The sequence below is a fragment of the Rahnella perminowiae genome, assembly GCF_019049755.1.
Classification (GTDB): Bacteria; Pseudomonadota; Gammaproteobacteria; order Enterobacterales; family Enterobacteriaceae; genus Rahnella; species Rahnella perminowiae.
Genome location: NZ_JAFMOS010000501.1, coordinates 1 through 12,961, shown reverse-complemented (window position 1 = coordinate 12,961; position 12,961 = coordinate 1). Strand labels below are relative to the sequence as shown.

Here is a 12,961-nt window from a genome sequence, read left to right as displayed (position 1 = left end):
TCTGCACGTTATGCGCAAAAATGAGGCCCCAAAATAGAACAAGGAAATATACACTCAGCCAATAAAATTTTAATTAACGGGGATGGGTTAACGACGACTCTCGGTGTATGATGCTTTTCTTTTTTACTGTCTGGCGTGATCGCCTGACTGCATCAGGAGAATTTGCTTATGCCGGACGAGAAACTATCGCGTGCGCGCGGCGTTGACCGGGTTATCGACATTTTTCGCCAGTTGCATATCGCTCGTCAGCCCATGGCGATCCGAGATTTGATCGACGCCACCGGTGCGCCGCGTTCCAGTGTATATGAACTTGTCAGTCTGCTGAGTGAGGCTGGGCTGATTGAACTGGATGCCGACGGCGCGGTGTTCTTTGGTCGTGAAATGCACTACTACGGTGCAGATTACATGGCGCATAACGATCTCATCCGCCGTGCACATCAGTTAATGGTTGAGATAGTGGCCCGTCTTGGTGAGACGGTGCAGCTATGTATGTTGGAAGGGGATAAGTACACCGTAGTTCTGTCAGAAAGTAGTGCCCACCCCTTCAAAATCACTTCTGATATCGGAGTGCGGGTACCGATTACCTGGACGGCCACCGGCCGTCTGCTGCTCAGTAATTGGTCAGACACTGCCATTCTCGATCTCATCCCTGAAGAAGATTATCGCCTGGCAAACGGGCAGGTCCTCGACAAGCAGGCGTTCCTCGAAGATATCCATCGTGCCGGACAACTGGGATATTGCCTGACTGAAGGTTTGTCAGAGAGTTTTACCTGCTGTATGGCAGCACCGATTCGTTCGCGTAGCGGGCAGGCGATAGCCGCTATCTGCTTTATGGTGAGTCGCGATACGCCTGAGGAGCGCCGTCAGATGTTACTGAGAGAGTTGATCGTTTTCGGGCAAAAATTGTCTGATTTCACCTGAGTCCGACACATTTTCTTAGTCAGGTGATAACTTTCAGTTCCGTGTCATGATACGTTTTTTATGAAACAGTCATTATCAGCCATGACCCTACCCTAAAATCCTGCTCCGTTGGCGTCAGATTTGGCACGTTAGCCCTTCATTGCAGCATAGCGTTTTCGGTATTCCCCTGGGGGAATACCATTATGTTTGCGAAACACCCGTGTAAAATAGACCGGATCGCTATAGCCCACCGACGCTGCCACCTTGCTCAGCGGCAATGCCGTGGTCTGCATCAGCCATTTTGCCCGATTAATGCGCTGCATCTCGCGCCAGGCGTAAATAGTCTGCCCCAGATTGTTTTTAAACAGGTGCGCCAGCCGCGAGGGCGACAGAAAAACCATCGCGGCCAGCCTTTCAATTCTCATCTCCTGGGCGATATGTTCGTTCAGGTAATCGCAGACTGCATTGATACGTGGGTCATGGGCATGACGGTTACTGATCGGCTGCAACTGAAAGCAGTTTATAATTAGCCGCTCCAGTGCATTCATCGCCAGCGCTTCGGAGAAAGGTACTGAGCCGTTATAGTGGCGGATTACTTCGTAAAACAGATCGCGCAGCACCAGTTGTTGCTGCGGGTCGTTGACCGTCGTTTTGCCAATGCCATGAGTGGTGTGATCCCACTTCAGCCAGTCGACCCAATAGGGCCGCGGGATAAAGTAAATCCACAGATGATCCCAGAACTCACTATGCTCATCACGCCCGTAGTGGTGGGATACGCCGGGCGGGAACAACAGCAGTTCATTTTCGCGAAACAGCAGTGCCCCGTCCCCTGCTTTGGCCCGCGCCTGGCCGCGCAGGGTCAGGTTGATGATGTAGCCCTTCATCCCCTGAGGGCGGTTAATATAGTAGTCGAGCTTCGATCCACGGCTGATGGGGGTAAAACCGGCAACTACCCAGGCGTTAAAGGTGAAGGTTTTTATCAATGGCGAGAAGTTCAAAAGCTCATTGATATCCAGTTCCATATCTTCTCCGCCGGTTGTCATGTGCCGTTAACTTTCGATGATACTAAAGTCCCAGCCTTTGAGACGCAATGGCTCACCGCAGGCCACTGTTTTACCGCTCAGCAGTTCAGTGCCTGCCGTTTCCGCGATCGCTTCCTGATTATCAGCGCTGTAGTTAAACAGGAAGTGGATATACTTGCCGTCGCGGTTACGCATCGTTCTGGCGACCAGCGGATAACGATGGATGGAGGTGCGTGAACGTAAGCTCAGCCCATCGGTCAGCGTGTCAAAAAGCTGCTGAATCAGCGATTTGTGTGGCAGGAAGCCAACATATAGCGCCCGTCCTTTACCGTAATCAGCCTCAGTGGCCGCCGCGTATTCTCCCCAGGCCGGATGCTGGTAGCGCAGCAGCGTGCGGGTGCCCGGCGCAGGGGTCAGCAGTTCCATCCACAGTTCGACATTATTATGTGCACGGCAGTCGATCGCTGGCGTACAGGCAGCAACAGTTACGTCCTCAGGTAGCGTGAACTGGCTATAGGTTACGCCGCAGGCCTGACACAGGATGCCCGGCTGGGCACTGCTGCGCACCTTCACGTTCTCGTCGCTAAAACCAGACTTAAAGCCAATCAGCGCTCGCCCTCCTTGCTCAATATAGTGGTTTATGCGCGCCAGCAGACCGTCATCAGCGGCGTAGAGACCAGGAACAATAAGCGTTTTATAGCGCGAGGTTTCATCAGTTACGTCATTAATGATATCCAGCGCGATATTATGATCATAGAGCGCGTCGTGGAAGCGACGGAAAATATCGTTGTAGACGTTGCCCTGAGCATTACCGGGACGAAACTGGTTAAGCGCATCCATCGCTTCGTTGCTGATCAACAGTGCGACATCATTCTCCGCGCGCAGCCCGGCAAGCTTAGGGGAGAGGCGGGCGAAATCGGCGCCGATAGTCGTCGCTTCTTGCCAGGTGGCGTTGCGCGAAAAGTCGTGGCTCAGCAAACCCTTCCAGTAGGTTTCAAAAGCGTTGTGAATGGAATGCCAGTGCCAGTAGGAAACCATCGCCGCGCCGGCGGCCACGTGGCTGAAGGCCTGCAGCCGCAACTGGCCGGGGAACGGCGTCCACTGGGCGAACCCCTGCGCCTGCGTTTCAAGAACGAAATAGTTATTTCCCCCCTTGAGTGCGCGGGTGATAGTACCGCCAAAGGCGATTTCCCGCCCGGTCAGGTGCTTCTGGCTGGGGTGATAGATATCAACCCCGGCGATATCCAGCGCCTTCGCGGCGGCAAAATGGTCAACCCGCGGCTGCACGCCAAACGAATAGCCGCGCCACTCAAAGTCAAAATTATGGGTCACGAACTGATGAGGGAGCGAGTACTCCCGCACGATCTCCGCCTGCCAGGCCAGATATTCCGTCACCTGCTGGCGCTGATAGCATGAGAAGGCGCAGGCGAGGCTGGCATTAATGGTGTTCTCAACGGGCGGGAAATCATCCCAGTTATCGATGCGGTTACTCCAGTAATCGAGGCCGAAGTCGTGATTTAGCGTGTCGAGGCTGGTGTATTTTTCGCGCAGACTGCGTACAAATCCCGTCTGCATATAATGTCCGACGTTGTCGTAGTGCTTTGTTTCGTTATCCAGTTGCCAGCCAACAATCGCCGGGTGGTGGTGCACGTGCGCCAGCAGGGTGCGGATAATCTTTTCCGCATAGCGGCGAAAATTAGGGTTAACGATATCCATAATCTGCCGTGGGCCGTACTTCTGCTGCCCCCCGGCGGTGGTAACGAGAATATCAGGGTATTTAGCGACCAGCCAGGCCGGTACCGCATAGGTGGGAGTGCCGATGATCACCGCGATACCCGCTTCGTGCATTGCGTTAAGCACACGATCGATGTGGTAAAAATTATATTCACCTTCCTGCGGCTCCAGCGTGCTCCAGGTGGATTCTGCAATACGTACGACATTGATGTTCGTTTCGCGCATCAGTGCGATATCTTTCGCCAGTCGGTCCTCCGGCATATATTCGTCGTAATAAGCGACACCGTAATATAAATCAGACATAGAGTTTACCTCATGAAGTTAGTGTGCGGCTGCGGACTGCGGGGCGAAAAATCGCGCTTTATCCAGCGTGATAAAGGAGAGCAGAGTGAAGCACAGGGCTATGCTGCCAAGCACCACGTAGCTGCTGGTGAAACCCAGGCTCTGGTACATATGGCCAATGCCGGTAGAGAGGAAAATCGAGCTGAAGCTTTTGGCGAACTGAAAGCCAATCAGATAGACGGTGGCGGAAAGCATAGGGTTAAAGTTAGCGGCGATATATTTCAGCGCAGCAACCAGCAGCACTGAACTTTCAAAGCCGTGCAGCAGTTTAATCAGGCTGATGGAGACCGGGCCGATCGCCCAGGCAGAACCGATAATGCGCAGACTCATAATTATGCCACAGTACAGCAGGGCGTTTTTAGGGCCGATTTTATTGACGAACCAGGGCGCGAAAAACATCACTACCGCATCAAGGACGATTTGCCCGGTCGTCAGGTAACCAAAGACTTCCGCACCGCGCGCCTTGCTTTCAAAGAAGTGGCTGTAATAGATAGCGAACTGCTGGTCGTAAGTTTCATAGACCGCACCGACGCCAATCATGTAGGCAGCGAAGAACCAGAATTTCTTCATCTTTAGCAGAGCGGTGGCGTCATCAAAAGTCACGGGAGAGCCTTTGCTCTGCGGTTGTGCTCCTGCATGGGTGGTGTCGACCCGGGTTTTCCAGACGACAAACAGCAGGCAGACCCCGGCAGCGCTGGCCAGCCAGAAAATCATGTTCTGATCGACGCCGTAGAGCTTGCCGGCGGCAAACGTACCTATAGCAGCACCAATCCCGCCGAACATACGCGCCCGACCAAATTCAAATCCGGAGGCGCGGCTGACCTTATCAATATAGGCTTCGCAGATGCCACAGCCAGCGCCATAGGCCATGCCTATATAAACCCCTCCAGCCAGTGCGCCGAGAATCACGTTGTACTTCAGCAGTGGGGCGAAGACATAAATCCAGTAGGGAGCAAACAGTGTAATAATGATGGCCAGCATCCACATCAGGTGTTTGCGGTAGACCAGTTTGTCGGAGATAAAGCCAAAAAGTGGTTGCACACAAACCGCGATGATAGCGGTAAATGAGTAAACCAGACCGACATCGGTATAGCTGATGCCGATGGTTTCCGTCAGCCAAAGTGACAGATAGGGATAACAGCAGCCCCAACCGATGAAGAAGAACAGGAAGAACAGGCAGCTAATTGAATAATTTTTTTTCATGATACCCTCGTTTCCTCACACACGAATCTTGATGTAGAGACGCGAGCAACGTTACCGTTTTGCGCGACGGGGAGTCATAAACGTTTCGCTACCGACCAGTAATAACCTGCTACAGCGAGACGCGCGTGAGCGGCTTCACATTATGGGGGGGACGAGAGATCCAGGTCACAGTATTCGGCGGAAGGGAGGTCAGGGGGGTGAGCCTGTTTATTTTCCCGGGAAATAGACGTCGCTGACGTAACGGGAAGCGCTACGGGTAGAAGTAAAAACGAGGGCAGCGTTATAAAAGAGAAACGAACAATAACGCTGACCGCGAATATGCCTGATATTTTACAAGCAGGGTGCAATGAAGAGATAAATCATTTTGACTTCACTGCATGCATCTTACGCCTCGCCGATAACAGGTAACCAGCACCGGCACAAACAACAAGAAACCAGGGAATAAATTCCACCAGCTTTGCATCACCGCCACCAGTGAGTAGCTGCAGATTGTTGATCGCCATGATAATGGTAACCGACATGGTAATGAGTGCGCCCATTGGTGCCCACAGCACTTGCCACGCGCTGTGGTTGTGTTTGCCAACACGCCGGAAAAACCGGATAACGGCAGCAGAGACCCCTACCTGAAGTATCAGGATCGACAAGGTCGCAATCGCGGAGCCGAAGGCGAAAATCTGGACTAACGGATCCATATTGGTGCCGCCCATTCCCATCAGCAGCAATAGTAGAATCACACTATGGGCATGGCTGGCCTTGTGCGGCGTTCCGTTGGCCGGGTGAGTTTGGCACAGTTCTTTCCAGATCAGGCCATCACGGCTGATGCTGAAGATATAACGCGAAATGTTGTTATGAAATGCCAGTGCAGCAGCAAACAGACTGGTGATCAGCAGCACGGACATGGTTTCAACGGCCCACTGACCGACATATTCGCGGGTAATATCAAAAATGAAGTTTCCAGGGTCTTTACGGGCAATCTCCACAATCTGATCAAAATTATAGGCTTGCACCAGCGACCAACTGGTAAAGCCAAAGAAAACGGTAATCATCAGCAGTGCGCAGAGGGTGGCGCGCGGCACGGTTTTATGCGGATCACGACACTCTTCGGCATAAATCGCCGTTGACTCAAAGCCGATAAATGAAGCGATACAAAAAATAAACGCAATACCGAGATTGCCGTGACTAAACACGGCCGGATCAAATGAACTGAAATTCAGTGGCCCCGGCTTTTTTATCAGCAAACTGACGTCCGTCAACAGCACAATTGCCACTTCCGCGATCATCAGCACTCCCAACAGTTTCCCCCCGACTTCTACCCGTTTAATACCGAAAATCCAGGCAATAATGGTAAACAGCATACTGAGTGCCCACCAGGGAATATGTAGCGCAAGATGCTGTGTAAGGAACTCCTGGCTAAAGAAGCCGAGCATGGAAATTATGGCTATCTGAATAGAGAGGTAGGCAATCAAGGCCAGTACTGACGCGGAGGCCCCCCAGTTTTCTCCCAGGCCTTTTGATATATAGGTATAGAAAGCTCCGGCGTCATTTACATAGCGGCTCATCGCTATGTAGCCCACAGAAAAGAGCATCAGAATAATGCAGGCCATAATATAAACGGCCGGAACACCGCCGCCATTCCCCGTAAAAATTGCCACAGGCAACCCACCAATAACCCCTGTCAGGGGGGAGGCAGCGGCAACGACAAAGAAGACCAGAGAAAATAAACCCAGGGAGTTTTTTCTTAACCCATTAATGTTACTCATCGCCAGCGCCCTATTTGTAAGTGGATATAGGACAGCATCATTTCCCAGCGGCGCCAGCGTGGGATAGAACAAATCGGACAGTCATATAGTGCAACATATGCACTTTTTTAGTGCCACCTTCTGTTAACTTGAAAATAACCTAATGGTAACTAATGCGCTCGGCATGGGCGGCAAGAAGCATACGGCGCTGGAAATCAAGCGGGGTGGTACTGATCAGTTTTTTGAATTCGCGCAGGAAATGTGACTGATCACTGAAACCCAAATTCAGTGCCAGTTCGGAAAACGAGACGCTGGCACCCTGATGTAAGCTGTTCAGGGCAGACTGGCAGCGCATGATGCGGCCAAATGCCTTCGGAGACATACCGGTATCCTGGCGAAACTGTCTCTGGATGGTACGACAGGTATAGCCAGTTAATGCCTCCAGTTGCCCGACACGGAAATTGCCTTTCTGTTGCAGGATTGTGCGAATAATTGAAGCAGTCACCGTTGACGTTTTGCGTGCCAGTCGCGGCGTAAAATAGTTATTAAACAAGGTGATTTGCTGTGCAAATAACTCAGTGCGCAGGATTTGCTCGCAGGCCTGACGTGCGTCCGGAACCACGTCCAGAAAATTAAACTCGCGGTCGGTCAGATCTTCTGCCATCACATCGAGAAAATCCGGAATGACACCAGGGGCAAAGCGCACACCGAAATAGCGGTGGTTTGGGATTAACCTTGCGCTGCGCGCTTCAAGGGTGGTTCCGCATACCCGCGCCATGGGATGAATGGTATCGCAGTCAAAGACAATATCTACGCAACCATCCGGTACCGCGAGGGTCAGAGGGGCAGACGGAGATACCTCGAAACTGTAAAAATGGGAAATGGCCGAATTCTCAGCGTTCATCAGCGAATATTGTCTCGCTGCACTGAGCACAAACCACGGCTGTTCCGGATTGATAATGTTTGTACAGGACATAAGCCCCCCGCCATAAAAAAGAACATTTCCTGTCTCTGCAATTCGGATGCCATATCCGGCGATCTCTTTTTCACAATGTCGCAAATATTCAATACAGCCGTTTTCCCATCCCGTAATTTTCATCGTGTCGCGAAACGATTAACAAAAATGTAACCCACCCATTGATGGAGTAACTGGCATGTCTGACGCCGCTAAAATTGATTTTATCTATCTTTCCGAGCAGGACATGATCCGTGCTGGTGTAACTGATATGACTGCCTGTGTTGACACGATGGAAAAGATGTTTGCTCTGCTATACCAGGGAGATTATCGCATGGCCGGAGCGAACAACGATTCACATGGGGCAATGGTGACTTTTCCGAACGACTCACCGTTTCCCAATATGCCTAAACCGACAGCTGATCGTCGCTTTATGGCGATGCCCGCCTATCTCGGCGGCGATTTCTGCACTGCGGGTATGAAATGGTATGGCTCTAATATCGCCAACCGGCAGAAGGGGTTACCACGATCCATTCTGATGTTTACGCTAAACGATGCGGATACTGGGGCACCACTGGCGTATATGTCGGCAAATTTGTTGTCAGCCTACCGCACGGGGGCTGTACCCGGTGTCGGCGCCCGCCATTTAGCACGTCACGATGCACAGGTGATCGGGTTGCTGGGGCCTGGCGTTATGGGGAAAACTACTGTGGCGGCGTTTATGGCTGTCTGCCCGCAGATAAACACCATCAAAGTGAAAGGCCGTGGTCAGAAGAATCTCGACAGCTTTATCGTTTGGGCCAGAAATACCTTTCCTCAGATCACCAACATCCAGGTCGTCGATAGCCTTGAACAGGTGGTGCGTGATTCGGATATCGTCACCTATTGCAGCTCCGGGGAAGTCGGCGATCCGGCAACTTATCCGTTGGTAAAACGCGAATGGGTCAAGCCTGGTGCTTTTCTCGCCATGCCGGCGCTGTGTAACCTTGACGAAGGCATGGAGCAACCCGATGTGCGTAAAGTGCTCGACAATACCGGGCTTTATCACGCCTGGTATGAAGAGGTCCCGAAACCTGCCCATCACACCATCCCCGTAATAGGCGTGCGGTTTATGGACATGCTGGCGGCCGGGAAATTGTCCGCTGACCAGTTGGAAGACATCGGCAAGATTGTTGCCGGAGATGCGCCGGGGCGCCAAAGCGATGACGAAATCATCATCATGTCAGTCGGCGGTATGCCGGTTGAGGATGTGGCCTGGGGTACTGTTGTCTATCGCAATGCGCTTGAAAAAGGGATCGGCCTCAAACTCAACCTGTGGAATGCGCCTGTACTCTTCTGAGTACCGGACAAGTCATGTCTTCACCTCCAATAATCTGATCTTACAGGTACAAAATGACCCAAATTACTAAAGTAAAAACCGGCTCAAAATTTGAAGAACGGGGGAGTTATTCCCGCATTGTTGCTGTCGATAACTGGATTTTTGTCTCCAATACAGCCGGCCGGGATCCGCGTAGCAACGAAATTCCTGACGACGTGACTGAACAAACACTCCAGGTTTTTGCAAATATTGAGATGGCTCTGGCAGCGGTCGATGCCACGCTTTCCGATGTGGTTTTTTCCCGGGTATATATTCAGGATCCGAAGGATGTCGCTAGCGTGATGGAGATTATTGGTGCGAAGTTTCGTGGCATCAATCCGGCGACCACGGTGACCTGCCCGCCGTTGGGATCGACCGTTTATAAAGTTGAGTTAGAAGTTACCGCCTGGCGCGGGGCTGGAAAAGCGGAAGTGGAAGAAATCACCGTCGGGTCTTAGTGCCGGGTTCTTTTACTGAATTTTTGCATATTAAACCACTTAAGAAGGTCGCTATGGCTCCGGCAATAACTCCTGTTCAGACTTCCGCCACTTTCCCTGCCGCAACGACTGTGGTGGTGATCGGAGGGGGCATCGTTGGCCTGACTGCTGCACTGGCGCTGGCTGAACGTAAAATCCCTGTAGTTTTATTGGAAAAAGGCGCTATTGCAGGAGAGCAATCATCCCGTAATCTCGGATGGGTACGTAAGACCAGCCGTCTTGCCGAAGATATTCCGTTAGCGCTGGCATCGGATCGGCTCTGGGCGATGATGCCGCATCGGCTGGGAAGTGATGTGGGTTACCGCCAGGCGGGGATAATGTTCGTTGCCCGCACGCAAGCGCAGATGGCTTTGTATGAAGGTTGGCTCAAATCGGTTGCGCAGCTGTCACTTGACTCACGTTTGCTTAGTCGGCACGAAATTGCTGCAATGGTCCCCGGGGGCAGAGGGCAATGGGCAGGGGGGATCTATACGCCTTCCGACGGACGTGCCGAACCGACACTGGCTGCCAGCGCGATAGCAAAAGCTGCGATCGCCAGAGGAGCCTTTATTGTGGAAAATTGCGCAGTGCGCAGCCTGACACTTTCTGCCGGGAAGGTCAGTGGTGTGGTCACGGAACGAGGCGAAATTCGTTGCGATCAGGTGCTGCTCGCCGGCGGGCTCTGGTCGAGGCGTTTTTTGGGCAATCATGGCGTATCCTTGCCGACCTTACCATTAATCTGCTCGGTATTGCGCACTCGTCCGATGGCTGGCCCGACAGAAATAGCAGTTGGCGCACCGGATTTTTCTTTCCGAAAACATCAGGATGGCGGGTTCATTATTACCCAGCGCGGCGCGCTGGACGCTTCACTGGTACCGGATCATCTATTGCTCGGATTACGCTATTTGCCCCAGCTGCGTGCGCAGCGCGACAATTTACGCATTTCGCTGGGTAAGAATTTTCTACATGACCTGACGCTGGCACGTCATTGGGGGGCAAAAAGTATCACGCCGTTTGAGAAGGTGCGGATGATGGATCCCCCTGCCAACCGGGCACTTAATCAGGAAGCAATGGATAATTTAATGGCAGCCTGGCCCGCATTCGCCAAAGCGGAGATTGCCGATACATGGGCTGGAACGATTGATGTTACACCAGACTCCAACCCGGTTATCGGACCTGTAAACCGAATACCCGGTCTGACGGTTGCAACGGGTTTCTCCGGTCATGGTTTTGGTACTTCGCCAGCAGCCGGACAACTGGCGGCCGATCTTGTTTCCGGCTGTCAGCCAATTATTGATCCCGCTCCGTATCGATTTGAGCGTTTCTGAGACAGAAATGATTTATTGCCACTTGGTGCTTTGACCGAAAAGGGGATGTTAAGCCGCTCATCAGTTTACTTCCCTAATAATTTCTTCTGAATATAACTGGTTAAATATTCCCATATTTTTCTGACGCCGATAAAACCAATGATACCGCCGATACTCATCGTCATATTTTCAGAGGCTCCAAAGTATAAACTTATTGAAATCGCAGTTATAGTGAGAGCTCCACAAAGTAACGCTTCGCATATTATCTCCCGTCGGGAGCCTTTCAAATATATTGTCCTGAGCAGTGCCATTAACATTGACATCATTACACCGCTGGCAGGAGAATCCTGGCGAAAAAAAAGCGTTAAGAACAACATTATTAATGGATGGTCGGGTTTCAAAATAAAGCCTTTTTACCTTTGAGGTCTGATGAGGCATATATCTTTCAGATACTATGACTCCTTTAATCTGCCCCTCCGCAAACAATATGCGGAAGGGCAGATTACCTCATTAATTTAAAATAATGTTTTTCATCGGCGGGATATACCCGTAATCAAACACGCGCTCTACAAAGGAACGGTTTCCCTTAAGGACAATTTTTACGGTAGGAGCTTCTGTCCCACCAATACGATAATTACCGTCGCTTGTCGGAACGTTATCAATAAAGGATGTCACCAGGCCATTGGGCATGACGCAATGTGAGTAGGTCTGGAAGGGCTGAGAAGGCGGATTGCCTAACACCAAACCGGAGCCGTTCATCGGAGAATACGGGCCGGTAAGGTTATCACTCAGGAAGCCGTAAACACCGTCAGGACCTGTCAGACCATCTGCATAAGTAAATTTATGACTGATAGTGAATAAGTAATATTTTCCATCCTGGAAGACAAAATGCGGGCGTTCGGTTTGATCATTCACACCGACAGCCGTGACCAGAGGTGGGAGAATTTCCCATTCGTCTCCCGACAGATCTTTGGCGACGGCCATACCAATACAGCCCACCTGGAATTTCGAATTACCCACATCACGATGGCCCGGCGGCAGGATACCCATTTCCTCTTTGCCAACGATGTGAGAACCGCGTTCACCCGCCACATTTCCTTCAAATACCATGTAGAGCTTCCCGTCATGGGGATCGATAAACGGGCTTGGATCCCTGAAGTTCCAGTACGGATTTTGACTTTCAGTTTGGTAGTACACGCCGTCAGCTGAAAATAATGATTTAACCTCGTTGAAACCGGCCAGCGTTACACCTTCTTCTGAGGTCAGCACTTTGCCTCTCACTTTTGCAATGGTCGCTCCCGGCGTGACACAGGTATAATAAAGATCAATATCACCGTCTTCATTAAGCAAAATGGGCGTTCCTGCCCATTCGCGGGCTGTAGGGGAGACACCTTCTGCCATCACACGCCCGCCAAAAATCCAATCTTTACCCGTCCGGGAGTACCAGTAACAAATTCTTGCGCGCCCGTGGCGATTATTCCAGTCACTTGTGATGTCATAATTTCCTTCCGCATCGAGATACTCCGAATTATTGTTATTACGCTGAGCGGTAAGCGTGAAAATAACGGACCATCCGTCTACAGAAACCACCGTACCGTCTAATGACCGCAGGGGCATAGTATCCCAAATAAATACTTCATCACTCATGACCGGAAAATCGGCGCTCACAATCGGTTGGGTGGTGGTAGGGTCATTTTCGTTGACCTTAAGAGCATCAGCACGTGTCCAGATTGTCGGTGTATAATTTAAATTTGTCATGTAAATATCCTTTAATTAAATAAGTATTAAGAGTGTTTGACGTTTGAAGTCGTAAGAATAGTTGCATGATTAAATAAGGCATGCACTCAGTTGATGTTGTGCCATTATGTATACATAATTTATATGAAATACCTTATATATATGTTTGGGTAATGGAAGTTGTGTAGT

Annotated in this window: 11 protein-coding genes; 4 read left to right on the top strand and 7 right to left on the bottom strand. The window is 51.1% G+C overall.

What is annotated here, in order from left to right; all coding sequences use genetic code 11:
* Positions 1–168: 168 nt before the first annotated feature.
* A complete protein-coding gene (locus J1785_RS10305; RefSeq protein ID WP_129992220.1) occupies positions 169–921 on the top strand; it encodes an IclR family transcriptional regulator in 753 nt (250 codons plus the stop codon).
* 128 nt (positions 922–1,049) lie between these two features.
* Here the strand turns inward: J1785_RS10305 and araC are convergent, their stop codons facing one another.
* The 5 genes from araC to J1785_RS10280 all read right to left on the bottom strand — a co-directional run bounded on the left by araC (position 1,050) and on the right by J1785_RS10280 (position 7,916).
* Positions 1,050–1,922 (bottom strand): arabinose operon transcriptional regulator AraC, encoded by an 873-nt coding sequence (gene araC / locus J1785_RS10300; RefSeq protein WP_217219356.1) that lies wholly within the window; start codon positions 1,920–1,922, stop codon positions 1,050–1,052.
* A gap of 27 nt (positions 1,923–1,949) precedes the next feature.
* Entirely contained in the window at positions 1,950–3,959 is a 2,010-nt protein-coding gene (locus tag J1785_RS10295) for a beta-galactosidase (RefSeq protein ID WP_217219355.1), read from the bottom strand.
* A gap of 18 nt (positions 3,960–3,977) precedes the next feature.
* Positions 3,978–5,201: an oligosaccharide MFS transporter gene (locus J1785_RS10290; RefSeq protein ID WP_129955399.1), complete on the bottom strand. Its 1,224-nt coding sequence runs from the start codon at positions 5,199–5,201 to the stop codon at positions 3,978–3,980.
* 359 nt (positions 5,202–5,560) lie between these two features.
* Entirely contained in the window at positions 5,561–6,961 is a 1,401-nt protein-coding gene (locus tag J1785_RS10285; protein WP_217219354.1) for an APC family permease, read from the bottom strand.
* Between the two features lie 139 nt (positions 6,962–7,100).
* On the bottom strand, positions 7,101–7,916 hold the full coding sequence (locus tag J1785_RS10280; protein WP_129992223.1) for a helix-turn-helix domain-containing protein: 816 nt from the start codon (positions 7,914–7,916) through the stop codon (positions 7,101–7,103).
* A 178-nt stretch (positions 7,917–8,094) separates the two neighbouring features.
* On the opposite strand from J1785_RS10280, the gene J1785_RS10275 reads away from it, so the two are divergent.
* Genes J1785_RS10275 through J1785_RS10265 form a run of 3 tightly spaced genes read left to right on the top strand, consistent with a single transcriptional unit; the run spans position 8,095 to position 11,056 of the window.
* Complete coding sequence (locus tag J1785_RS10275) at positions 8,095–9,234, top strand: ornithine cyclodeaminase family protein (protein WP_217219353.1); 1,140 nt, start codon at positions 8,095–8,097, stop codon at positions 9,232–9,234.
* Between the two features lie 53 nt (positions 9,235–9,287).
* Positions 9,288–9,710: a RidA family protein gene (locus J1785_RS10270; RefSeq protein WP_014333849.1), complete on the top strand. Its 423-nt coding sequence runs from the start codon at positions 9,288–9,290 to the stop codon at positions 9,708–9,710.
* Between the two features lie 53 nt (positions 9,711–9,763).
* Positions 9,764–11,056 carry an NAD(P)/FAD-dependent oxidoreductase gene (locus J1785_RS10265; protein ID WP_217219352.1) on the top strand — a complete coding sequence of 431 codons (1,293 nt, stop codon included), beginning with the start codon at positions 9,764–9,766 and terminating at the stop codon, positions 11,054–11,056.
* A 65-nt stretch (positions 11,057–11,121) separates the two neighbouring features.
* Here the strand turns inward: J1785_RS10265 and J1785_RS27045 are convergent, their stop codons facing one another.
* Positions 11,122–11,412 (bottom strand): phage holin, lambda family, encoded by a 291-nt coding sequence (locus tag J1785_RS27045; protein ID WP_072033998.1) that lies wholly within the window; start codon positions 11,410–11,412, stop codon positions 11,122–11,124.
* Between the two features lie 133 nt (positions 11,413–11,545).
* Positions 11,546–12,793, bottom strand: coding sequence for a levansucrase (sacB, locus tag J1785_RS10255; protein ID WP_129955387.1), 1,248 nt, complete (start codon positions 12,791–12,793; stop codon positions 11,546–11,548).
* Between the last annotated feature and the right edge of the window lie 168 nt (positions 12,794–12,961).